Origin of the sequence: Frischella perrara (genome assembly GCF_000807275.1) — a bacterium.
GTDB lineage: Bacteria > Pseudomonadota > Gammaproteobacteria > Enterobacterales > Orbaceae > Frischella > Frischella perrara.
In genome coordinates this window covers 217212-241112 of record NZ_CP009056.1, presented here as the reverse complement: position 1 = coordinate 241112, position 23901 = coordinate 217212, and the positions used below count along the sequence as shown (strand labels likewise).

The window sequence follows — 23901 nt, the reverse complement described above, 5'->3', positions numbered from 1 at the left end:
AAGCTCATATGAAAAAGCCCTATAAATATAGGGCTTTTTATTTAGTATAAATTAGTTATTCTCTAGCTGTTTTTCATATAATCTTAATCAGGATAAAATAACACAACTATGGAAACGGAAATAAACAAAGCAGGAAATTAGAATTCAAATTCTTAGGATATGGGAAGGTATAAAAAAACCACGTATAAACGTGGTTTTTATCTAATAAGATTATTTAAATCTTCTTGAATAAAACAGAACCATTGGTTCCACCGAATCCAAAAGAGTTACATAACGCATATTCCAAACCTTTCACCTGACGTGCGGTATGTGGAACATAATCTAGATCACAACCTTCATCTGGGTTATCTAGATTGATAGTTGGTGGAATTGCCTGATCTTGTAATGCGAGAACAGTGAAAATAGACTCAACTGCACCTGCCGCGCCAAGTAAATGACCAATCATAGACTTGGTGGAACTTACCATAACTTTCTTGCTATTTTCTTTAAATACAGATTTAACAGCTTGGGTCTCTGCTTTGTCTCCAGCTGGAGTTGAAGTACCATGAGCATTAATATAACCAACTTGCTCAGCCGTAATCCCAGCATCACGTAAAGCACATTCCATTGCTAGTGCCGCACCACTTCCATCTTCTGGTGGAGAGGTCATGTGATAAGCATCGCTACTCATTCCAAATCCAACTAATTCAGCATAGATTTTAGCACCGCGTTTTTTGGCATGTTCGTATTCTTCTAAGAATAAAATACCCGCACCGTCCCCTAATACAAAACCATCTCGATCTTTATCCCACGGGCGACTTGCGGCTTGAGGGTTATCATTATTAGTTGATAATGCACGCGCTGCACCGAAACCACCAATACCTAATGCAGTACTTGCCTTTTCACCGCCACCGGCAAGCATACCGTCAGCATCACCATAAGCAATCATACGAGCAGCATGACCAATATTATGCACACCTGATGAGCAAGCAGTAGCTATAGTAATACTTGGACCTTTTAATCCAAAAATAATTGATAAATGCCCAGCAATCATATTAACGATTGTCGAAGGTACGAAAAATGGGCTAATTTTACGAGGACCGCCATGAATTAGTGCACTATGGTTTTCTTCAATTAAACCTAATCCACCAATACCAGAGCCAATGGCACATCCTATACGCTTAGCATTTTCTTCGGTTATTTCAATTCCAGCATCTTTAATAGCTTGCACTCCGGCAGCGATACCATATTGGATAAAATAATCCATTTTACGGGCATCTTTACGAGTAATGTTATAGTCTTCGCCGTTGAAATCTTTGACCATAGCGGCAAAACGTGTTGCGAAAGGGGTTGTATCAAAATGCTCAATAAGTCCTACTCCACTTTGACCTGCTAGCAATGATTGCCATGCTGATTCAACGGTATTACCTACTGGAGATATTAGCCCCATTCCAGTCACAACAACTCTGCGTTTAGACATGTTGTTTCTCCTGAAAAGGATTAAAATATGAACTGCGCTTATTCATAATAAGGCAATAAGTGAATTTAATATTAAGTGATATTATACGAAAATAAACTGGCGATCAAAAGCATGATCGCACAGTTTCAAGCTCAAACAAACCTTATTGATTTGCAGTAATATAATCAATTGCTGATTGAACAGTTGTGATTTTTTCTGCTTCTTCATCAGGAATTTCAGTATCAAATTCTTCTTCCAAAGCCATAACTAATTCAACTGTATCAAGAGAGTCAGCACCAAGATCTTCAACGAAAGAAGATTCATTTTTCACTTCATCTTCTTTAACACCTAGTTGCTCAACAATAATTTTCTTAACGCGCTCTTCAATAGTGCTCATATTCTTTTCTTTCCTATAAAAATCGCCAATACCGGCGGAGACTGTAAGTTTATAAAATGTTGAAAAAATTGCAAACAAATTTTTCAACCTGATAAAGTTAATTATTACTGTTTTATTAAAATTGCGACTTATTCTACACTAATTTTCCAGATTAAACCATATACATTCCGCCATTGATATGCAAAGTTTCACCTGTTATATATGCCGCATCATCCGACACAAGGAAAGCTACAGCATTAGCAATTTCTTCTGGTTCACCTAGACGATTAGCAGGAACTTGGGACAGTATAGCTGTACGCTGTTCATCAGATAGTGCTCTAGTCATATCAGTTTCAATAAAACCTGGTGCAACAACATTTACTGTAATCCCGCGTGAAGCAACTTCACGTGCCAGTGATTTACTAAAACCAATTAATCCAGCCTTGGCTGCTGAATAGTTTGCCTGACCAGCATTTCCCATTGTTCCAACTACTGAGCCAATTGTTACAATTCGCCCATAACGTTTTTTCATCATTGTACGTAATAAAGCTTTCGATACGCGAAATACTGAAGTTAAATTTGTATCTAGGATATCTTGCCACTCATTTTCTTTCATACGCATCAAAAGGTTATCACGAGTAATTCCTGCATTATTGACTAAAATATCAATATCGCCAAATTGTGATTTAACAGCATCAATGACTGAATCTATGGATTTTTCATCAGTAACATTAAGTAAGAAACCTTTACCATTTGCACCAAGATATTGGCTAATAGCTTCAGCGCCTTTTTCTGTTGTTGCGGTACCAATAACAGTAGCACCATTTTTAACTAATTTTTCAGCGATTGCGCGACCAATTCCGCGACTAGCGCCCGTTACTAGAGCTATTTTTCCTGCTAACTTCATATAAAATCCTCTTATTTAATTTATTTTACACTCTCTAATGCAACATCTAATGAAGTAGGATCATTGACAGAACAACCTGATAGAGTTTTAATAATACGTTTAGTTAAACCAGTTAAAACTTTTCCAGGTCCCATTTCTACAAGTAATGTTGTACCTTGATTAGCCATAAACTCTACGATTTCTGTCCAACGGACAGGACTATATAACTGAGCAATTAATGCATCCTTAATAGCTTGTGCACTTGTTTCTATTTTAACATCTACATTGTTAATAACAGAATATTGAGGTTCTTGGAATGAAATAGTTTTTAATTTTTCAGCCAGTTTATCTGCTGCTGGTTTCATAAGTTCACAATGGGATGGAACGCTTACAGCTAACGGTAATGCTCGTTTTGCTCCAGCTTCTTTACATAATATAGCAGCGCGTTCTACCGCTTCTTTGTTACCGGCAATAACAACCTGACCTGGCGAATTAAAATTCACTGGTGAAACAACTTGACCTTGTGCAGCTTCTTTACAAGCTTTTACAACTACATCATTATCTAAACCGATTATAGCATACATCGCACCCGTACCAACCGGTACAGCTTCCTGCATTAATTTACCGCGCAATTCGACTAATTTAATTGCATCACGGAATTCTATTACACCTGCACAAACTAATGCAGAATACTCACCTAAGCTGTGTCCAGCCATAAAATCAGGTTTCGCACCTTCTTTTTGTTGCCATACTTTGAAAATTGCTACAGATGCTGCCAATAAAGCAGGTTGTGTAATCCAAGTTTGTCCTAATTTTTCAGCAGAACCCTCTTGCACAAGGTTCCAGAGATCATAACCGAGAACGGAAGATGCTTCAGAAAATATTTCTTGAACAATTGGATACACTTCACTTAATTCTTTTAGCATACCAATTTCTTGTGACCCTTGGCCGGGAAATACCATTGCAAATTTAGTCATAAACTTACCTTAAATTATAATTATCAACTGATAACATTTGATTCATTAGTTTAGAATCGGGCTAAAATTGATCCCCAAACAAACCCTCCGCCAAAAGCTTCTAATAATAGCAATTGACCACGTTTAATTCGTCCATCTCTAACACCAATATCAAGCGCACAAGGCACTGATGCGGCTGAGGTATTACCTTGTTTATCTAGAGTGACAATAACCTTTGACATGTCCATATCCAATCTTTTAGCTGTCGCTGAGATTATACGTAAATTTGCTTGGTGAGGTACTAACCAGTCTAGCTCTGATTTATCAATATTATTTTCTGTTAAAATTTCATCAACTAAATTTGATAATTCTCTTACCGCGACTTTAAATACTTCATTTCCATGCATAACCATGTATGCAGGATCATCCAATTTACGACGATCAACATTTGGATATTTAAGCAAATCGCCATATTTACCATCAGCATGCAGACGAGAAGCAATAATTCCAGGTTCCTCTGAAGCACCAATTACCACAGCTCCAGCTCCATCACCAAAAATAATAATTGTTCCTCGATCTTTTGGATCTACGCCACGAGTTAACATATCAGCACCAACAACAAGTGCATACTTTACTACGCCGGTTTTAACATATTTATCGGCAATGTCTAAAGCATAGATAAATCCTGAGCATGCAGCGGAAACATCAAATGCAATTAAATCAGATAAATCTAATTTTGCTTGTAACTCGGTGGCAGTACTAGGAAAAGCATTAACAGAAGTTGCTGTTGCAACAATAATTAAACCAATATCATTTTTTTCAATCTGCGCCATTTCTATTGCACGGCAAGCAGCTTCATATGCCATTGAAGTTACAGTTTCATCAGAAGCGGCGATGCGTCTTTCTTTAATACCAGTTCTAGTGGTTATCCATTCATCACTAGTATCAACCATTTTTTCAAGATCACCGTTGGTTCTGATTTGCGTAGGAAGATAACTCCCTGTGCCTAAAATTTTAGTAAACATTAATTCTTTTCACTCTTAGGTAGTATAGAAGAAAGGCTTGACGCTATTCTTTCCGGTAGATTATTTTCAATCGCTAATATGGCATGTTCAATTGCAGCAAGAAACGAACTTTGGCTTGCGGCACCATGACTTTTTATTACAATACTTTGCAAACCAAGCAAACAGGCACCATTATAATGATTTGGATCCAAATGACCAAAATAATTCATCATCTTTTTTTGCATCCAATACCGAGTTAATCTAGCAAAAATAGATTTGTTTTTAGTCATTAACTGATTTGATGATAAAAAGATTTTTATCAAACCCTCAACAGTTTTTAGTGTAACATTTCCTGTAAAACCATCACACACTAAAACATCAGTTTTACCACTTAACAGTTCATCTCCTTCTAAATAGCCAACAAAATTAAAATAGTGATTAGTTTTTAATTTGTTTGCTGCAACACGAATTCTCTCTAATCCTTTAATATCTTCTTTACCTATATTTAATAAAGCTACTCTAGGATTAACAATATTTAGGACAGTATTAGCTAAAATAGATCCCATAATAGCAAATTGAACCAACATCTCACTATCACTTTCTATATTAGCCCCTAGATCTAAAATAACTGTATTACCATCCTTGATGGTAGGTAAAGTTGCAACCAGCGCAGGACGTTTAATTCCTGAAATAGAATGAAGTAATAATTTTGATAATCCCATTAAAGCACCTGTATTACCCGCACTTACACATGCCTGTGCTTCTTTTGAATTAACTAACTCTAAAGCCATGCGCATGGAACTTCCTTGACTACGTCTGATGGCTAAAGATGGTTTCATATCATTAGGTATAACGGATGATGATTTAATAACGGTTAAGCGAGGGTGTTTATTGGGCAAAAAAATGTTAATTTCAGCTGAACTACCAACTAAAATTAAATGTAAATTCCGATGAAGATCAAGTGCTTGAAGAGCGGCAGGAACAATGACACGAGGACCAAAGTCCCCGCTCATAGCATCTAACGCAATGGTTAGATTATCCAAAATATTACCTTGATTAAAGGAACTATTTATTTACAACCTTACGACCACGATAATAACCGTCAGCGGTGACGTGATGACGTAAATGAGTTTTTCCTGATTCATCAACTGAAATATTAGCGACAGTTAATGCATCATGTGCACGACGCATACCACGTTTTGCACGAGTTTTACGATTCTGTTGAACGGCCATGGACTTACTCCTCTCTTTAGGGCTTATTTTTCAAACTGGCTAAAATTGCAAACGGATTTGGTTTATCTTCTTTAGTAGGAATTTCACCAAATACTAAATCTGCTTCTGACACTTCGCAGTGTTTACTATCATGTACCGGCGCTATAGGTAAACTAAGAATGATTTCATCTTCTACCAAGGCTAATATATCAACTTCACCAAACTCATTAAGCATGGCAGGTTCATAATATTCCGGTAATGCCTCTGCCTGAGAATCACTTCTGACAGGGCTAAATTTATTTTCAATGTGAATAGGAATTATAAAAGGTTGCTGACATCTCTGGCAAATCAAGGTGACCTCAACCTCTGCAGTAATTGTAATCACACAAAGCTTTTGAGCATCATATCCAAATGATAACGAACAACTAATATCACTGTTCACATGTTCAACTGACTCAGCTAAGCGACAAGCATTTTTAGCTAGATATACACCCGTATAATCTAATCTTTTTTGAGCCGCTTTAATCGGGTCAATGGTTAAAGGCAATCTATTTTGCATAAGGCGCGCATATTACCGTTAATTCCCATTTTCGTCAATGGGGTAGCGTTAATTTATTGTGATATTTAAATTTAATATCCATATTTTAATAAAAAAAATGATTTTTGAAATATATTTTTCAATTTCTCTTAAGAATTTTCATGATTATAAATCAACTGTAAAAATATCTTTTAACCAAATTAAATTGTAACTTCCTGACTCATTGTATTTTTTCATTAATTTCCATCATGACACAATGGCTCATTACTTGTTATCCAAATAGGCATAAATGCTATTCCATTCCCCTTACATAGCCGTTTCCCCTCTTTATCAATAGCTATCATTTTAATGTTTGTTATTTCATCTTGATATAAAGATCGTGGCAAATGAAAACGCAAATATTCCTGATAAATTTTTAATGCGCCAGAAGCACCCGTTAATTGCATAGATTTATGATCATCAAGTCCTATCCAGATTACAGTAACATTTTGACCATCAACACCAACAAACCAACTATCACGTAGATCATTTGTTGTTCCGGTTTTACCCGCTAAATGCAATGAGGAATAGTTAATATGAAGTCTTTTCGCGGTGCCTGATTCAACCACTTTCTGCATTGCATAAGTCGTTAAATAAGCCGCCTGTGCAGGAACAACTTGAGTAGCACTAGAGTGATTTTGGTATATCATTTCCCCTTTATCTGATAAAACAGCAACTAATGTAGATAAAGGAACTTTTCTACCAGAATTACTAATAACCTGATACATTTGAGCAGTTTCAAGCGGGGTTAGTTCCAATGCACCTAAAAAACGCGAGGGTACCGCTTTTATTTCGGCAACGGGTACACCAAGAGCAATTAACGTTTTTTTCGTTTTATTTAATCCGACAGACATTCCTAAATTGACAGAAGGAATATTTAACGATTTAGCTAATGCATCAATGAGCATCACTTTATTTCTAAATTGTTTATCAAAATTATTGGGTCGCCAAACAGTATGGTTATCAATTTTTACGCTTAAAGGTTTATCATCTAGTAAAGTATTAAGTTGATAACGGTTTGGTTCACTCAAAGCCGTTAAATAAGTAGGTGGCTTAGCTAGTGAGCCAATTGGTCTTCTAGCAAATAATGCTCGATTATATCCTGCATATTGTGGATCATTACCGCCAATTAAAGATCTAACTTCACCTGTTTGACGATCAACAATGACCATAGCAACTTGTAGATCTGGTTTATTTGTTACTTTTTGTAAACTTGAAATTTCTTTAGTCATTGCAAGTTCGGCAGCTTGCTGGGTTATGGGATCAAAAGTAGTGAAAATTTTCATCCCAGATAGATTATTAGCATATTTACCCAATTGTTCACGTAATGCTTTTTTTACTAATTGTATAAAAGCTGGTTGCGGAGAAATAATACCGCCTTTTGGTAATACAGCTATAGAACGTTGACTAAGTAATTGATATAATTCTTCATCAATAATATTCTGTTCTTCAATTAATTTTAAAACAATATTACGACGTTCTATCACCCTTTCTGGTTTTGTCCATGGATTATAGTAAGAAGCACCTTTAACCATACCAACTAATAATGCTTGTTGATCTAAGGTTAATTCATTAACAGGACGGCCAAAATAATAAATACTTGCTAGCGGAAAACCATGGATCTCTTGATCGGCATCTTGTCCTAAATAAACCTCATTAAGATATAGTTCTAAAATGCGTTCCTTACTATATCGAGAATCCAGAATTAATGCCATGTAAGCCTCACGGATTTTACGCATATAAGAACGTTCATTAGTTAAAAATAGATTTTTAACTAACTGTTGAGTTAAAGTACTTCCTCCCTGGATAGTTTTTCCTGAAACAATATTGGCATATAATGCACGCAAGGTAGAATAAAAACTTATACCATCATGTTGATAAAAGCGTTTGTCTTCTGTAGCAATTAATATTTGAATTAACGATTCAGGAAAATCTTTTAGTGGCACGAATAGCCGTTGTTCATTATTTGGTGAATGCAAAAAAGTAATCAACTTAGGATCAATTCTTAACATAGCAATTGGCATTCCATTATCGCTGTTGATGATGTTTGTAATGCGATCCTGATTAAAAATAATTTTAACTCGAAAAGCTGATTCTTCAATATCTGGGAAAGAAAAAGGTCTGCGATAGATTTCAATATAATTTCGATTTACAACAAATTCACCTGGTTTAGTTGTCATACGAACTTGTCGATATTGTGAACTAACTAATAATGTAATAATTTCATTTTGATTATAGCAATCATTCGGTTCTAATTTAATAATTTTCCCGTATACAGCTGCTGGTAATTGCCAAACATTTCCATCTATTTTTTCTTTAATTTGTTGATCCAAATAAATACCATATACAGCAATAATTACTGCGAATATAAGTATAATTTTCAACAAAAACAATACAAAACTTCTTTTTTTATTTTGAGGCTTTTTTTTATTTATTTTAGAATTTTGTTTCGTTTTGCGTATGGTTTTAGTTCTTTTAGCCAAACATCACCTATTTTATTATAAATTACTTATCAACCATCTTTACGTTAGAAATTTAAGATATCTTGTAGGACTTTGAATTAATCATAAATTTATAAAATATATATAACCTTAAGTTAGACAAAGTATAATAGCATAATTTCGAATAACTAACTTAGGTAGTCTGTGTATTTTCCAACCCATTTACAATCTGCAATATTAATAAAACGATATAAACGTTTCTTAGCTGATGTAAAACTTGATAATGGTGAAATTATAACTATTCATTGTGCAAATACAGGGGCAATGACAGGTTGTGCAAATGAGGGAGATATTGTCTGGTTTTCTATATCCAACAACACAAAACGCAAATATCCTTTGAGCTGGGAATTAACACAGACTCACCAAAATGATTGGATTTGTGTTAACACAATTAGAGCAAATCAAATTGTAAAGGAAGCTATCGTAAATAATGAATTAGAGGAATTCTTATACTACAATGATATTAAAAGTGAAGTAAAATATGGATTAGAAAACAGTCGAATTGACCTTCTATTAACAAATCTAGACCAAAATGCGTGTTATATTGAAGTAAAATCAGTAACTTTTTGTAACCCGATTAATAAATTTGGTTATTTCCCAGATGCAATAACTAATCGAGGTCAAAAACATCTTCGTGAATTAATTAATATTGTCAATCAAGGAAAACAAGCTGTCGTTTTTTTCCTAGTCTTACATACTGGGATAGATTATTTTTCTCCTGCAAATAATATTGATCCTATTTATAGCAGTCTTCTTAAACAAGCTCATCAATGTGGCGTTAAGTTATTGTGCTATAAAACAGATATATCAACAAAAGGAATTAGAATTACTGAAAAAATTCCTATTATATTTAATGATTAATAATCTTATTAATTCACAAATATTTTACTGGATAAAAATCTAGCAATATCGTTATCAATGATTAGATTTTAAATAAGAATTAAGGGTCAAAAATTATTTAAGACCCTTAATTTTTTGATTGATATTGATCAATTTGATGGGGTTAAAGATTCAAAGCTAAGCTTAGGCTCAATCTTTTTAAATTGCTCTAAGAAGGTTTTTTTCGATTTACCTGTTAAACCTTCTGAAACAGGTAAATTCGCAGTTATAGGATTAACAGGTTTGCCATCAATATACAATTCAAAATGTAAATGAGGTCCTGTAGAACGACCTGTATTTCCTGATAACCCTATCTTATCGCCTTTCTTAATTTTTTGACCAGCTTTTACTAAAATTTTATCAAGATGCATGTACTTAGTAGTATATTGCCGCCCATGACGAATCGCTATGAAATTTCCTGCTGAACCACTATATTTGGCGATCATAACTTCTCCTTCACCTACAGATAAAACAGGAGTACCACGAGAGACAGCAAAATCCACGCCATTATGTGGTGTTACTTTTTTAGTGACGGGGTTTAATCGTCTAGGATTAAATCCTGATGAAATCCTAGCTTGCTTAGCCAAAGGATAGCGCAAGAAATTTTGTGATAAACTTCCACCATTCTTATCATAGTAATGACCATCTTCCGCTAGAATGGCATAGTAATCTTTATTTCCGTTTTGAATTCTAACAGCTAATAATTGACTATTTTCGTGATTATCACCAAACATTTCTCTTGATATTAATACTGAAAATTTATCACCTTTTTTTAGGCGCCTAAAATCTAATTGCCATTGCAAAGCCTTAGTAATTGTGGCAATTTCACTACTTGTTAAGCCTTGTTTTTTCGCATCAACAACGAAATTTGAATCAATTAAGCCTTGTGCATTAAAAGGTTTCCAAATGCCTTCTCGAGTTTCAATTCGCTCAACGAAGTTATCATTCACTTTTTCATAGATACGGATATTATTATTGGAAATAATCCAGTTAAAACTTTTTAAATTATGCTCAGTATCCACTGTCCAGCTAATTTGCTGTCCAATTCTAAGATTAGTTAACTGTTTAAATTGTTTAGTTAGCAAATAAACATCGTTTCGATTAACACCATATTGCGTTAAAATGCCAGATAATGTATCACCGCGATTAACCGTATATTGTACAGAATTATCATCTTGATCAATAACCTCATCAATTTCATCTTTAATGACATCATCCTCTGGTTTAGGTTGGTCTAAAGATTCTTCAGGTTCTTGTTCTTGTGATACACGATCATCTAATCTGACAATAGTTGCATTCCCAACAGCTGAAGGTAATTGATGATTCTCAATTACAGTAGTTTGAACTTGAGGCGTTAACGGAATGTAAATCGTACGTTCCGGATTAAGCGGACGCCATAATAAGTAAAACGATATGATAATAATAAAAACAACTGATATTGTGATAAAGGGAAATTTAAGATCTTTTTTTTCAATATCAGATGAGTCAATCTGCTGCACTCAAATAACCTTAATAATTGATTATAATTTTAGCTCATTCTAAACAATTTAAGAACTGCTGTGTTATTTTTAATAAAAATTTACAGTAAGCATTCTTAGATATAACAATATCTATACCTAAAGGGTCAAGTTCTCCGACTTTGACATGGGTTCCATCGACTAATTTGTTAACAATTGCTGGACTAAATTGAGGTTCTCTAAAGATACAAACTGCATTTTTATTTTTTAATTCATTCTGAATTTCGTAAATCTTTTTTAATCCAGGTTGAATTGAGGGATTAATAGTAAAACTACCTAAATTATTTAAATTGAATTTAGTTTCAAAATAACCATAAGAGTCATGAAAAACAAAATAGCCTTTATTTTGTACGTTATTTAATTTTTTTGCAATAACTTGTTCAGTTTGTTTCAATTCTAGTAAAAAATTTTCTAAATTTTGGTCAATAATTGATGATTTATCTGGATAAATCTTAACTAATTTATCATGAATAAGTCTAGCCGTAATTTCAGCAATTTGAGGAGAAAGCCATATATGATTATCAAATTCGCCATGATGATGATCATGAGAAATTTCCTCATGATGTGAATGAGAAGTTAATAAAAGGTTTTCAATTTGATCATTTTCTGTTAACTCCAATATTTTGTGACTATCAATTCCCTGCAATACACTAGGTATAAAAGTCTCCATATCTTCTCCTACCCATATAAATAAATCTGCTGACCTAAGTTTTAGTAAGTCAGAAGGTTTTAAAGAATACGTATGAGGAGAAGCACCATCAGGTAATAAAACTTCTGTATCAATTACACCAGAAGCTATCGCTTCGGTTATAAAAGCAACTGGTTTAATGGAAGTTACAATTTTGGCTTGCACAACCAATGGTGAAAATATAAGTAAAAATGGTAATAAAATATGAGGTATTTTTATTAATCTATTTATAAGCATATCTAAAAGTGTAATGATAATATTTTTACGTTATGTTATATTATAACAATATCTTTCACAAGTGATTTATAGATAAAATGAAACCAATTGTTTCTATTAAAAATGTTTCTGTTAATTTAAATAATCAGAATATCTTGCACAATATTTCCTTTGATATTGAAATTGGAAAAATTATTACAATACTAGGCCCAAATGGTGCTGGAAAATCTACACTAGTAAAATTAATTTTAGACTTTTTTAAACCTACCACAGGTAAAATATCACGTAAAAAAAATCTCTCTATTGGTTATGTTCCACAAACTTTACAAGTTGATAAAACATTACCTTTGACCGTAAAACGATTTATGAAATTGAATAAAAAATTTGATGATAATGAAATTGTTAAGATGCTACAAAAAGTTAATGCCATTAGTTTAATGAACAAAACTATGCATCAATTGTCTGGAGGAGAAATGCAACGCGTTTTATTAGCTCAAGCATTAATCAAAAAACCAGAATTACTAATTTTAGATGAACCAACACAAGGTGTTGATGTAAATGGTCAAATTACTCTATATAATTTAATTAGCAATGCAAAGAATGAATTTAATTGTGCAGTTGTCATGATTTCACATGATTTACATTTAGTTATGGCTAAGACAGATGAAGTTATTTGCTTAAATAAACATATATGTTGTTCTGGAACACCCGCATTAGTATCAAATGATCCAGAATTCATTGCCTTATTTGGACGTAATGCTGCTAATCAACTAGCGATCTATAAACATCACCATTTTCATCAGAAGCGTTTTCAAGGAAGGATTCACTTACCAAATTTCGGAGCTAAATAAGAATGTTTGAATTAATATTTCCTCCTCTAATTGCAGGAATTATTTTATCTTTTATAACTGGTCCTTTAGGTACGTTTGTTGTTTGGCGAAAAATGTCTTATTTTGGTGATACACTATCTCATTCAGCTTTATTAGGTATCGCACTTGGCTTTTTACTAAATATCAATCCTTTTTTTGCTGTTATTTTCGTTACTATTTTACTTGCATTAGGACTTGTTATTCTTAGCATACAGCAAAAACTTGCTATCGATACTTTATTAGGAATTTTGGCACACAGTTCCTTGTCATTAGGAGTCATTGTTATTAGTTTATTACATAATATCCGTGTTGATCTCATGGGTTATTTATTTGGCGATTTACTTTCTATAACAATGAATGACATTTATTTAATTATTGTCGGTGCGATTATTGTAGGTATTATTTTATTTTTTAACTGGAACAACTTTTTATTTATAACTGTTAATGAAGAGCTTGCACTTAGTAATGGTATTAATATTATAAAAACGAAATTGATATTAACATTAGTATTAGCATTAACTATTGGACTTGCCATGAAATTCGTAGGTGCCTTAATAATTACTTCTTTACTTATTATCCCTGCTGCTACAGCGAGGTTTTATGCTAAATCTCCCGAAAAAATGGCTATTTTTGCCATTATTGTAGGAGTATTATCAATTAGTGGTGGATTAATGATATCTGCGTTCTATGATACACCAACTGGTCCATCTATTGTAATTACAAACGCAATGTTATTTAGTTTATCTTTAGTGGTTTCATCAGTTTTTAGAGTCAGAAGTGCATAATACATCATATTAAAAATCAAAATATTAACTATTTATTAGATTGATTTGAAAATTAGTATTTACCATTGGAATGATTGTTGCGTATTTTCGTAATCAATCACAAATCTTCAAACATAATAAAATTACAAAATTATATAGTGATAAATTTGTTCTTTAATATAAATTAGGATTAATTATGTCACTTTTCACAATATCTACCCGAGCATGTATTGGCATACAAGCACCCAAAATTGACGTTGAAGTTCATATTAGTAATGGTATGCCAAGTTTCACTTTAGTTGGACTTCCAGAAGCTACCGTAAAAGAATCTAAAGACCGTGTTAGAAGTGCTATAATCAATAGTGGTTTTACATTCCCAAGTAAAAAAATAACTATAAATTTATCACCTGCTGATTTACCAAAAGAAGGAAGTCGTTTTGATTTACCAATAGCAATTGCAATTTTAGCCGCTACTCTACAGATAAAAACAGAAAATTTACATAAATATGAATTTTTAGGTGAATTAGCCTTATCAGGTGAAATAAGGGCAATAAAAGGCGCCATTCCTGCAGCAATTGCAGTACAGGAGCAAGGAAAAATGCTAATTCTATCAGCAGAAAATTCAGCAGAAATAGCACTAATAAATAATAATAATGCCTTTGTATGTGAAAATTTAACTAAATTATGTCAGCACTTTTCAGGCGAGATAGAACTGACTAAAGTCAGATACAATATTCCATTAAATTCAGATGACTATCAAAATGATTTACAGGATATTATCGGCCAAGAACATGCTAAACGTGTACTAGAAATTGCTGCCGCAGGTGGACACAATCTATTACTAATTGGTCCTCCAGGTACTGGCAAAACTATGCTAGCAACAAGATTAAATGATTTGCTTCCACCACTCAATGATCTTGAATCATTACAAACAGCAACAATAAACAGCTTAGTTAATCAAGTAGATTCGAAACATAATTGGCGCATCAGACCCTTCCGAGCCCCTCATCATAGTACCTCTATAGCTGCACTCGTTGGTGGTGGTTCTATTCCAAAACCTGGAGAAATATCGCTTGCCCATAACGGTATTCTATTCTTAGATGAGTTACCTGAATTTAGCCGAAAAGTCTTGGATGCTTTAAGAGAACCTCTTGAATCTGGAGAGATTGTTATATCTAGAGCCAATGCTAAAATTACTTTTCCTGCCTGTGTACAACTTATTGCAGCAATGAATCCTAGTCCTACAGGACATTATCAAGGTACTCATAATCGTACCACCCCTCAACAAATCATACGTTATTTAAATCGATTATCAGGTCCATTTTTAGATCGCTTTGATTTATCAATTGAAGTACCACTATTGCCTAAAGGTTCTTTGAGTAGAAATCATAAACAAGGAGAATCTACAGCAGAAGTAAAAAAACGTGTCGAGCTAGCAAGAGAAAGGCAAATTAAAAGAAGTAATAAAATAAATAGTAAATTAAATAATCAAGAAATCGCTCTTTATTGCAATTTATCAAAAGATGATAGTGAATTTTTAGAACAAGCTTTAACAAAACTAGGTCTCTCTGCCAGAGCATGGCATAGAATATTAAAAGTATCAAGGACTATAGCAGATCTAGAAGGAAATATAAATATAGAACGAAAACATTTAGCTGAAGCGCTTTGTTATCGTTCTATGGACAAATTACTAATACAGTTACATAAAAATATAGGCTAAATTAATCATCATTGTCAATAAAGTCGTCAGTAATATCAACTTGAGGTTTTCCGCCTGATAAAGTATGGAATTTTTTTGCTTTATTAATACAATGTAAATATTTTAACCAGACTTTTTCAAAATCGTTGGAGGGTTCTTTTTCACCTTTACAAGCTAAAACAAAAGATTTTTCTTCCGCAGTAATAGGCTTACGCAATTCGCTATTTAAATCTTTAAAGGCACAGCCATATTTTTCTAAAAGCTGTGATTCTTTAATAGTAAAATCGCCGTGACGTGAAAATCCCCTAGGATAATTTTTATTATCAAAAAAACGTTGCTGTGAAAGAAAACTCTCTGCCATTTTCAACCCTTAATAATTTAGATTCAATAATATTGTTTTGCGGATTATAATTGAGAACAAATATCTGTAAATAAAAATTTTCAATTAATTATAAATCAACGATTTAACCGATTAATTATTAGGCGATGTTTCTTTATTTGGCAGGGGCGGAGAGGCTCGAACTCCCAACACCCGGTTTTGGAGACCGGTGCTCTACCAATTGAACTACGCCCCTAAAATAGGAATTGGCGGAACGGACGGGGCTCGAACCCGCGACCCCCTGCGTGACAGGCAGGTATTCTAACCAACTGAACTACCGCTCCACCGAATAAGATATGACACTTCTAGTGCTGTCTATAATATCTAAACATATATTATAGAACTTAAAATTTTATAGTCTGGCGGTGACCTACTCTCACATGGGGTAACCCCCACACTACCATCGGCTCCACGGCGTTTCACTTCTGAGTTCGGCATGGGTCAGGTGGGACCACCGCAACATCGCCGCCAGACATATCCTGTCTAACTTCTCTAACTCTTCAGAACAAGCTCTTCTTTCCAAAAACAACTCCGAGTTGTAAGGTTAAGACTCTCGGCTCATTAGTATCAGTTAGCTCAATGTATCACTACACTTACACACCTGACCTATCATCGTCCTAGTCTCGAACGGACCTTACTGAATCTCTTCAGGGAAAACTCATCTCAAGGCTAGTTTCGTGCTTAGATGCTTTCAGCACTTATCTATTCCGCACGTAGCTACCGGGCAATGCAATCGGCATCACAACCCGAACACCAGCGGTGCGTTCACTTCGGTCCTCTCGTACTAGAAGCAAACCCTCTCAATTTTCCTACGCCCATGGCAGATAGGGACCGAACTGTCTCACGACGTTCTAAACCCAGCTCGCGTACCACTTTAAACGGCGAACAGCCGTACCCTTGGGACCTACTTCAGCCCCAGGATGTGATGAGCCGACATCGAGGTGCCAAACACCGCCGTCGATATGAACTCTTGGGCGGTATCAGCCTGTTATCCCCGGAGTACCTTTTATCCGTTGAGCGATGGCCCTTCCATTCAGAACCACCGGATCACTATGACCTACTTTCGTACCTGCTCGAGCCGTCACTCTCGCAGTCAAGCTAGCTTTTGCCATTGCACTAACCTCCTGATGTCCGACCAGGATTAGCTAACCTTCGTGCTCCTCCGTTACTCTTTGGGAGGAGACCGCCCCAGTCAAACTACCCACCAGACAGTGTCCCTTGCCTCGATTCAGAAGCATAGGTTAGAACATCAAACATTAAAGGGTGGTATTTCAAGGTCGACTCCATGCATACTGGCGTACACATTTCTCAGTCTCCCACCTATCCTACACATTAAGGCTCAATGTTCACTGTCAAGCTATAGTAAAGGTTCACGGGGTCTTTCCGTCTTGCCACGGGTACACCGCATCTTCACGGCAATTTCAATTTCACTGAGTCTCGGGTGGAGACAGCCTGGCCATCATTACGCCATTCGTGCAGGTCGGAACTTACCCGACAAGGAATTTCGCTACCTTAGGACCGTTATAGTTACGGCCGCCGTTTACTGGGGCTTCGATCAAGAGCTTCTGCTTGCGCATAACCCCATCAATTAACCTTCCAGCACCGGGCAGGCGTCACACCGTATACGTCCACTTTCGTGTTTGCACAGTGCTGTGTTTTTATTAAACAGTTGCAGCCAGCTGGTATCTTCGACTGATTTCACCTACATCCGCATGGGATTTCAATTACCATCAGCGTGCCTTCTCCCGAAGTTACGGCACCATTTTGCCTAGTTCCTTCACCCGAGTTCTCTCAAGCGCCTTAGTATTCTCTACCTGACCACCTGTGTCGGTTTCGGGTACGATTACATATAACCTGATGCTTAGAGGTTTTTCCTGGAAGCATGGCATCAATTACTCCGCCACCTTAGTGACTCGTCATCACGCCTCAGGGTTTCAGTGACCGGATTTGCCTAATCACACCCCTACACGCTTAACCCATTATCCAATATATGGTAAACCTAGCCTTCTCCGTCACCCCATCGCAGTTATATCTAGTACGGGAATATTAACCCGTTTCCCATCAGCTACGCATCTCTGCCTCGCCTTAGGGGTCGACTCACCCTGCCCCGATTAACGTTGGACAGGAACCCTTGGTCTTCCGGCGAGCGGGCTTTTCACCCGCTTTATCGTTACTTATGTCAGCATTCGCACTTCTGATACCTCCAGCACCCCTCTCAGGATACCTTCACAGGCTTACAGAACGCTCCCCTACCCAATATGCTTTCGCATACTGCCGCAGCTTCGGTGCATAGTTTTAGCCCCGTTACATCTTCCGCGCAGGCCGACTCGACTAGTGAGCTATTACGCTTTCTTTAAATGGTGGCTGCTTCTAAGCCAACATCCTAGCTGTCTAAGCCTTCCCACTTCGTTTCCCACTTAACTATGACTTGGGGACCTTAGCTGGCGGTCTGGGTTGTTTCCCTCTTCACGACGAACGTTAGCACCCGCCGTGTGTCTCCCATGCTCAAACTTGTCAGTATTCGGAGTTTGCATCGGGTTGGTAAGCCGGGATGGCCCCCTAGCCGAAACAGTGCTCTACCCCCAACAGTTATACATGAGGCGCTACCTAAATAGCTTTCGGGGAGAACCAGCTATCTCCCGGTTTGATTGGCCTTTCACCCCCAGCCACAGGTCATCCGCTAATTTTTCAACATTAGTCGGTTCGGTCCTCCAGTTAGTGTTAACCAACCTTCAACCTGCCCATGGCTAGATCACCGGGTTTCGGGTCTATACCCTGCAACTTAACGCACAGTTAATACTCGGTTTCCCTTCGGCTCCCCTATTCGGTTAACCTCGCTACAGAATATAAGTCGCTGACCCATTATACAAAAGGTACGCAGTCACTATTACCCAATGGTAACAGCTCCCACTGATTGTACGTACACGGTTTCAGGTTCTATTTCACTCCCCTCGCCGGGGTTCTTTTCGCCTTTCCCTCACGGTACTGGTTCACTATCGGTCAATCAGGAGTATTTAGCCTTGGAGGATGGTCCCCCCATCTTCAGACAGGATATCACGTGTCCCGCCCTACTCTTCAAGCTTTCACATATCTAGTCTTCGTGTACGGGACTATCACCCTCTATCGTCTAACTTTCCAGATAATTCCACTAACTCTATATGCTTCCCACTTTGGGCTCCTCCCGGTTCGCTCGCCGCTACTTCGGGAATCTCGGTTGATTTCTTTTCCTCGGGGTACTTAGATGTTTCAGTTCTCCCGGTTCGCCTCATATGACTATGTATTCATCATATGATAATGCAGTTACCTGCATTGGGTTTCCCCATTCGGACATCGACGGCTATTACGCTCTTTATCAGCTTACCGTCGCTTTTCGCAGATTAACACGTCCTTCATCGCCTCTGATTGCCTAGGCATCCACCGTGTACGCTTAATTTCTTAACCTTACAACTCACAGTTGTCTCTGGTTTTCTTTTACGCTTTCTTCTCTTATCATATCTTCACCACATAAATTCATTCATGCAATTCCAACATCATTCGAGAACTCGTTTCTTTCAGCTTGTTCCTACTTGTTAAAGAGCTTTATCTCTCTATTCACTTATCAGTAAATACAAAGATAATTTATCGTATAAAGTTGACCGTCTTTAATGGCGTCCCCTAGGGGATTCGAACCCCTGTTACCGCCGTGAAAGGGCGATGTCCTAGGCCTCTAGACGAAGGGGACGTATAACAACTTTATACTTCATAACAAACAATCTGTGTGAACACTGCCAGGCGCTTCGTAAGGAGGTGATCCAACCGCAGGTTCCCCTACGGTTACCTTGTTACGACTTCACCCCAGTCATGAATCACACCGTGGTAAACGCCCCCCTTGCGGTTAAGCTATCTACTTCTGGTGCAACCCACTCCCATGGTGTGACGGGCGGTGTGTACAAGGCCCGGGAACGTATTCACCGTGACATTCTGATTCACGATTACTAGCGATTCCGACTTCATGGAGTCGAGTTGCAGACTCCAATCCGGACTTAGACGTACTTTAGGAGGTCCGCTCCAGCTCGCACCTTCGCTTCCCTTTGTATACGCCATTGTAGCACGTGTGTAGCCCTGGTCGTAAGGGCCATGATGACTTGACGTCGTCCCCACCTTCCTCCGTTTTATCAACGGCAGTCTCCTTTGAGTTCCCGACCTAATCGCTGGCAACAAAGGATAAGGGTTGCGCTCGTTGCGGGACTTAACCCAACATTTCACAACACGAGCTGACGACAGCCATGCAGCACCTGTCTCACAGTTCCCGAAGGCACTCCCTCATCTCTGAAAGATTCTGTGGATGTCAAGACCAGGTAAGGTTCTTCGCGTTGCATCGAATTAAACCACATGCTCCACCGCTTGTGCGGGCCCCCGTCAATTCATTTGAGTTTTAACCTTGCGGCCGTACTCCCCAGGCGGTCGATTTATCGCGTTAGCTTCGGAGCCCATCACTCTAGGCAACAAACTCCAAATCGACATCGTTTACAGCGTGGACTACCAGGGTATCTAATCCTGTTTGCTCCCCACGCTTTCGCATCTCAGCGTCAGTATCTGTCCAGAAGGCCGCCTTCGCCACCGGTATTCCTCCACATCTCTACGCATTTCACCGCTACACGTGGAATTCTACCTCCCTCTACAGTACTCCAGATCACCAGTTTTAAATGCTATTCTCAGGTTGAGCCCGAGGCTTTCACACCTAACTTAATCATCCGCCTACATGCCCTTTACGCCCAGTCATTCCGATTAACGCTCGCACCCTCCGTATTACCGCGGCTGCTGGCACGGAGTTAGCCGGTGCTTCTTCTGTAACTAACGTCAATTATATGTGCTTATCCCACACATAACTTCCTCATCACCGAAAGTACTTTACAACCCTAAGGCCTTCTTCATACACGCGGCATGGCTGCATCAGGGTTTCCCCCATTGTGCAATATTCCCCACTGCTGCCTCCCGTAGGAGTCTGGACCGTGTCTCAGTTCCAGTGTGGCTGGTCATCCTCTCAGACCAGCTAGAGATCGTCGCCTTGGTGAGCCTTTACCCCACCAACTAGCTAATCTCATATGGGTTCATCAAATGGCAAGTGCCCGGAAGCACCCTTTGGTCTCGCGACATTATTCGGTATTAGCAGTCGTTTCCAACTGTTGTCCCAATCCATTCGGCAGATCCCCATACATTACTCACCCGTCCGCCACTCGTCATCAAGTGCAAGCACTCATGTTACCGTTCGACTTGCATGTGTTAAGCCTGCCGCCAGCGTTCAATCTGAGCCATGATCAAACTCTTCAATTTAAAGTTTGATGCTCAATAACTGTCTCTGACATATTCAAATGAATCTTCAGTGTCACTTATTAAGACTTGATTTCTTTTAAGTCCGTAGACTTTAATTCTTTGTCCTAACAGTGCCCACACAGATTGTCTGTTATTTACTTTTTAAAGAGCTGACAGTTTTTTCCGTTTCGGCTTACTGTCTCAAGGGTTGCGTATACTACGCTACCTCTTATTTCCTGTCAAGAAGTTTTTTAACTTTTTTTTAAAAACTTTCTTCACTTCACTTTGCAACCTAGACTTTCTTTTCGTTCGTCTCAATCACTCAGTGGTTGCGCATTATAGACATCTTATTTTTTAGATCAACTCTATTTTGAGCTTTTTCTTTCGTTTGGTTATTGTTTGCGCGATATTGGTTAATTATGTTTAAAATATCTGCTTTTTACGAAATTAGAATAATAAAATTGCTAATAATTAATCTTAATTTATCGAATAATTTTTTCAATTCACATATTTTAATTATTTATAAATGATCATTCAAACTTATTAAACATATCCTTAAATTGTTGGGCAAATAGATCAACATTATTCCAATTCGTATATTCGATCATTGGTTTACTGACATCAGTATCACCTTTGCCTAACCACATAATAAAGCGAATCATATTGCGATCAAACCAATTGTACCGTGGATAATAAAGCGCACCAGCAAATACCGCTTTTAATTTCGGAATCCATTTTATCTTGGATAGAAACTTACGAGTATATAAATTGGTTTCAGGCGTATTTTTATTTGCCTTTCTAGCTATAAGATTAACACCAAAAAATGCACTTGGCATTTGATTTAATTGTTGATAATTATTGTTAATAAATTGTTTGATTAACTTACTATAAAATCCATAACGAATCGAAGTTCCAATGATAATAGCCTTGTATCTTGATAGTTCTATTTGGTTTAAGTCTTTCAATTCCACCAAATCACATTCAAATGGAGAACTTAATTGCTCATGAATTCTTTGCATGATTTTTTCAGTTTGATGTTCATTAGTAGTATATAATAATAGTGTTTTCATCTTTGCTCTTAGAAAATAGTTTTTATAACCAGTTACATATAACTATAAATATAATTATTTGAAACCCCGAATAAATACTAAAATAATATTTATTTTTGAGATTTATGACTAAGATTTCCAAAATGCCGGCGTGAAAATAATAAGTAAAGTGAAAATTTCTAATCGCCCAAATAACATATCAATAATCATTATCCATTGCACTATCTCACCAACATGGTTAAAAGTATCACTTGCAGCATCAATACCAATACCTAAATTATTTAAAGAAGAAGCAACGATATAAAAAGCATCCATGGCTGTTAAACCATTAGCCATAACAAGAAAGAAACTAACAAGAAATACTAACGCATAAGCAGAAAAAAATCCCCACACAGATTCGATAATTCTCTCTGGCAAAACTCGGCGATTTAATTTTAATGTATAGATTGCATTTGGATGTATTAATCGTTTCAATTCACGGGATCCTTGCATGAATAAAAGCAATACTCTTACAACTTTCATTCCTCCTCCAATTGAACCAGCACATCCTCCAATAAAGGATGCACACAATAATAAGATAGATAATAAAGCCGGCCATTGGTAAGCACTATCAACTGAGAATCCTGTTGTTGTTGCAGTAGAAACAACTTGAAGAATAATTTTATCAAGTGTGATTGGGAAATTGACTTTTTCTTTAATATAAATTGTTATGACGCTTATGATAACTAAAGTAACTAAAATAAAGATAAAAGTTCTGAATTCTTGATCCTTGAAATAAGTCTTTATTGAAAATTGATTAAAAGCATTAAAATGTAAAGCAAAATTACATCCGGATAATATGATAAAAAATGAAATCGTATAATTAATAATTGGATTGTTAAAGTAGGCTAGACTCGCATCATGAGTCGAAAATCCTCCCATTGAAATGGTCGAAAAACTATGGGTTATAGCATCAAAGCCATTCATCCCAGCTAACCATAGACAAACAGCACAAATTACTGTCAGAAATATATAAATAGACCATAAGGTTTTAGCTGTCTGCGCAATACGTGGTTGAACTTTACTATCTTTTTGTGGACCTGGAATTTCTGCACGATATAGCTGCATACCACCTACACCGAGTAAAGGAAGAATCGCCACGGCTAAAACAATAATCCCCATTCCACCTAACCATTGTAACAATTGACGATAAAATAGAAGTGCTTTGGGTAAAGTATCAAGATGAATAATACTGGTTGCACCCGTTGTTGTTAATCCAGAAAAGGATTCAAAAAATGCAGATGTTAAATTTAAATTTAAGTGTTTATCAAAAATAAAAGGGAATGCACCGATAGTTCCTAAAACAACCCAGAATAAAACAACAATAATAAAACCTTCTCGAATATTCAATTCTTGCTTATTCTTACGATTAGGCATCCATAAAATAATTCCCAGTGTAAAGGCAACCAAAAAAGATTGCACAAAAATGGTTCCACCACCATCTCGATAAATTACCGCAATTAATGCTGGGATTAACATAAATACCGACAAAAGTGAGATTAGTAATCCCACGATGCGAATGATTGAACGCCAATGCATCATAAACGCTTTCTCTTAAAT

Annotated in this window: 18 protein-coding genes, 3 tRNA genes and 3 rRNA genes; 4 read left to right on the top strand and 20 right to left on the bottom strand. The window is 36.7% G+C overall.

Annotated features, from left to right (window positions below):
- Positions 1–214: 214 nt before the first annotated feature.
- The 9 genes from fabF to mrcB form a co-directional block, all read right to left on the bottom strand.
- Positions 215–1459 carry a beta-ketoacyl-ACP synthase II gene (fabF, locus tag FPB0191_RS01175; protein ID WP_039103408.1) on the bottom strand — a complete coding sequence of 415 codons (1245 nt, stop codon included), beginning with the start codon at positions 1457–1459 and terminating at the stop codon, positions 215–217.
- A 142-nt stretch (positions 1460–1601) separates the two neighbouring features.
- A complete protein-coding gene (gene acpP, locus FPB0191_RS01170; protein WP_025316503.1) occupies positions 1602–1835 on the bottom strand; it encodes an acyl carrier protein in 234 nt (77 codons plus the stop codon).
- A gap of 151 nt (positions 1836–1986) precedes the next feature.
- The gene (fabG, locus tag FPB0191_RS01165; protein WP_039103405.1) at positions 1987–2721 is read right to left on the bottom strand and encodes a 3-oxoacyl-ACP reductase FabG; all 735 of its coding nucleotides are present in this window, start codon (positions 2719–2721) and stop codon (positions 1987–1989) included.
- Positions 2722–2741: 20 nt separating this feature from the next.
- Positions 2742–3677, bottom strand: coding sequence for an ACP S-malonyltransferase (gene fabD, locus FPB0191_RS01160; RefSeq protein ID WP_039103404.1), 936 nt, complete (start codon positions 3675–3677; stop codon positions 2742–2744).
- A gap of 50 nt (positions 3678–3727) precedes the next feature.
- Positions 3728–4681: a beta-ketoacyl-ACP synthase III gene (locus FPB0191_RS01155; RefSeq protein WP_039103403.1), complete on the bottom strand. Its 954-nt coding sequence runs from the start codon at positions 4679–4681 to the stop codon at positions 3728–3730.
- Positions 4681–5703 carry a phosphate acyltransferase PlsX gene (gene plsX, locus FPB0191_RS01150; protein WP_039103402.1) on the bottom strand — a complete coding sequence of 341 codons (1023 nt, stop codon included), beginning with the start codon at positions 5701–5703 and terminating at the stop codon, positions 4681–4683. Before plsX ends, FPB0191_RS01155 begins: the two co-directional genes overlap by 1 nt.
- A 22-nt stretch (positions 5704–5725) precedes the next feature.
- Positions 5726–5893, bottom strand: a complete 168-nt coding sequence (gene rpmF / locus FPB0191_RS01145) for a 50S ribosomal protein L32 (RefSeq protein WP_039103400.1) — start codon at positions 5891–5893, stop codon at positions 5726–5728.
- A gap of 16 nt (positions 5894–5909) precedes the next feature.
- Complete coding sequence (yceD, locus tag FPB0191_RS01140) at positions 5910–6431, bottom strand: 23S rRNA accumulation protein YceD (RefSeq protein WP_039103398.1); 522 nt, start codon at positions 6429–6431, stop codon at positions 5910–5912.
- 215 nt (positions 6432–6646) lie between these two features.
- Positions 6647–8932, bottom strand: coding sequence for a bifunctional glycosyl transferase/transpeptidase (gene mrcB / locus FPB0191_RS01135; protein WP_052236668.1), 2286 nt, complete (start codon positions 8930–8932; stop codon positions 6647–6649).
- A gap of 162 nt (positions 8933–9094) precedes the next feature.
- Between mrcB and sfsA the strand changes: the two genes are divergently transcribed.
- Entirely contained in the window at positions 9095–9811 is a 717-nt protein-coding gene (sfsA, locus tag FPB0191_RS01130; protein ID WP_039103396.1) for a DNA/RNA nuclease SfsA, read from the top strand.
- A gap of 128 nt (positions 9812–9939) precedes the next feature.
- Here sfsA and mepM read toward each other — a convergent pair whose 3' ends face one another.
- On the bottom strand, positions 9940–11328 hold the full coding sequence (gene mepM, locus FPB0191_RS01125; protein ID WP_110021849.1) for a murein DD-endopeptidase MepM: 1389 nt from the start codon (positions 11326–11328) through the stop codon (positions 9940–9942).
- A 34-nt stretch (positions 11329–11362) separates the two neighbouring features.
- Positions 11363–12271 carry a zinc ABC transporter substrate-binding protein ZnuA gene (gene znuA / locus FPB0191_RS01120; RefSeq protein ID WP_039103395.1) on the bottom strand — a complete coding sequence of 303 codons (909 nt, stop codon included), beginning with the start codon at positions 12269–12271 and terminating at the stop codon, positions 11363–11365.
- A 77-nt stretch (positions 12272–12348) separates the two neighbouring features.
- Here znuA and znuC point away from each other — a divergent pair, with 77 nt between their 5' ends.
- The 3 genes from znuC to FPB0191_RS01105 all read left to right on the top strand — a co-directional run bounded on the left by znuC (position 12349) and on the right by FPB0191_RS01105 (position 15603).
- Positions 12349–13101 carry a zinc ABC transporter ATP-binding protein ZnuC gene (znuC, locus tag FPB0191_RS01115; protein WP_039103393.1) on the top strand — a complete coding sequence of 251 codons (753 nt, stop codon included), beginning with the start codon at positions 12349–12351 and terminating at the stop codon, positions 13099–13101.
- A 2-nt stretch (positions 13102–13103) separates the two neighbouring features.
- Positions 13104–13904 (top strand): zinc ABC transporter permease subunit ZnuB, encoded by an 801-nt coding sequence (gene znuB / locus FPB0191_RS01110; protein WP_039103391.1) that lies wholly within the window; start codon positions 13104–13106, stop codon positions 13902–13904.
- A 175-nt stretch (positions 13905–14079) separates the two neighbouring features.
- The gene (locus tag FPB0191_RS01105; RefSeq protein ID WP_039103389.1) at positions 14080–15603 is read left to right on the top strand and encodes a YifB family Mg chelatase-like AAA ATPase; all 1524 of its coding nucleotides are present in this window, start codon (positions 14080–14082) and stop codon (positions 15601–15603) included.
- 1 nt (position 15604) lies between these two features.
- On the opposite strand, the gene FPB0191_RS01100 is transcribed toward FPB0191_RS01105, so the two are convergent.
- From FPB0191_RS01100 to FPB0191_RS01060, 9 genes are all read right to left on the bottom strand, one after another.
- Positions 15605–15943: a MaoP family protein gene (locus tag FPB0191_RS01100; protein ID WP_039103387.1), complete on the bottom strand. Its 339-nt coding sequence runs from the start codon at positions 15941–15943 to the stop codon at positions 15605–15607.
- A 138-nt stretch (positions 15944–16081) separates the two neighbouring features.
- A tRNA-Trp gene (locus FPB0191_RS01095) sits at positions 16082–16157 on the bottom strand.
- 11 nt (positions 16158–16168) lie between these two features.
- A tRNA-Asp gene (locus tag FPB0191_RS01090) sits at positions 16169–16245 on the bottom strand.
- 73 nt (positions 16246–16318) lie between these two features.
- Positions 16319–16434 (bottom strand): 5S ribosomal RNA (gene rrf, locus FPB0191_RS01085).
- 67 nt (positions 16435–16501) lie between these two features.
- Positions 16502–19402 (bottom strand): 23S ribosomal RNA (locus FPB0191_RS01080).
- Positions 19403–19606: 204 nt separating this feature from the next.
- Positions 19607–19682 (bottom strand) — tRNA-Glu (locus FPB0191_RS01075).
- Between the two features lie 58 nt (positions 19683–19740).
- Positions 19741–21274 (bottom strand): 16S ribosomal RNA (locus tag FPB0191_RS01070).
- Together the 16S, 23S and 5S rRNA genes with 3 tRNA genes alongside form the textbook arrangement of a ribosomal RNA operon.
- A gap of 509 nt (positions 21275–21783) precedes the next feature.
- Positions 21784–22323: a menaquinone-dependent protoporphyrinogen IX dehydrogenase gene (hemG, locus tag FPB0191_RS01065; RefSeq protein WP_039103386.1), complete on the bottom strand. Its 540-nt coding sequence runs from the start codon at positions 22321–22323 to the stop codon at positions 21784–21786.
- Between the two features lie 108 nt (positions 22324–22431).
- Entirely contained in the window at positions 22432–23880 is a 1449-nt protein-coding gene (locus tag FPB0191_RS01060; RefSeq protein WP_039106403.1) for a TrkH family potassium uptake protein, read from the bottom strand.
- Positions 23881–23901: the final 21 nt, after the last annotated feature.

Bases quoted from the DNA above. Each gene is read 5' to 3' on its own strand.
- FPB0191_RS01100 (WP_039103387.1), bottom strand. From the start codon at position 15,943: ATGGCAGAGAGTTTTCTTTCACAGCAACGTTTTTTTGATAATAAAAAT.
- fabF (WP_039103408.1), bottom strand. From the start codon at position 1,459: ATGTCTAAACGCAGAGTTGTTGTGACTGGAATGGGGCTAATATCTCCA.
- znuB (WP_039103391.1), top strand. From the start codon at position 13,104: ATGTTTGAATTAATATTTCCTCCTCTAATTGCAGGAATTATTTTATCT.
- rpmF (WP_039103400.1), bottom strand. From the start codon at position 5,893: ATGGCCGTTCAACAGAATCGTAAAACTCGTGCAAAACGTGGTATGCGT.
- fabD (WP_039103404.1), bottom strand. From the start codon at position 3,677: ATGACTAAATTTGCAATGGTATTTCCCGGCCAAGGGTCACAAGAAATT.
- znuA (WP_039103395.1), bottom strand. From the start codon at position 12,271: ATGCTTATAAATAGATTAATAAAAATACCTCATATTTTATTACCATTT.
- FPB0191_RS01155 (WP_039103403.1), bottom strand. From the start codon at position 4,681: ATGTTTACTAAAATTTTAGGCACAGGGAGTTATCTTCCTACGCAAATC.
- FPB0191_RS01060 (WP_039106403.1), bottom strand. From the start codon at position 23,880: ATGCATTGGCGTTCAATCATTCGCATCGTGGGATTACTAATCTCACTT.
- acpP (WP_025316503.1), bottom strand. From the start codon at position 1,835: ATGAGCACTATTGAAGAGCGCGTTAAGAAAATTATTGTTGAGCAACTA.
- yceD (WP_039103398.1), bottom strand. From the start codon at position 6,431: ATGCAAAATAGATTGCCTTTAACCATTGACCCGATTAAAGCGGCTCAA.
- fabG (WP_039103405.1), bottom strand. From the start codon at position 2,721: ATGAAGTTAGCAGGAAAAATAGCTCTAGTAACGGGCGCTAGTCGCGGA.
- hemG (WP_039103386.1), bottom strand. From the start codon at position 22,323: ATGAAAACACTATTATTATATACTACTAATGAACATCAAACTGAAAAA.
- FPB0191_RS01105 (WP_039103389.1), top strand. From the start codon at position 14,080: ATGTCACTTTTCACAATATCTACCCGAGCATGTATTGGCATACAAGCA.
- znuC (WP_039103393.1), top strand. From the start codon at position 12,349: ATGAAACCAATTGTTTCTATTAAAAATGTTTCTGTTAATTTAAATAAT.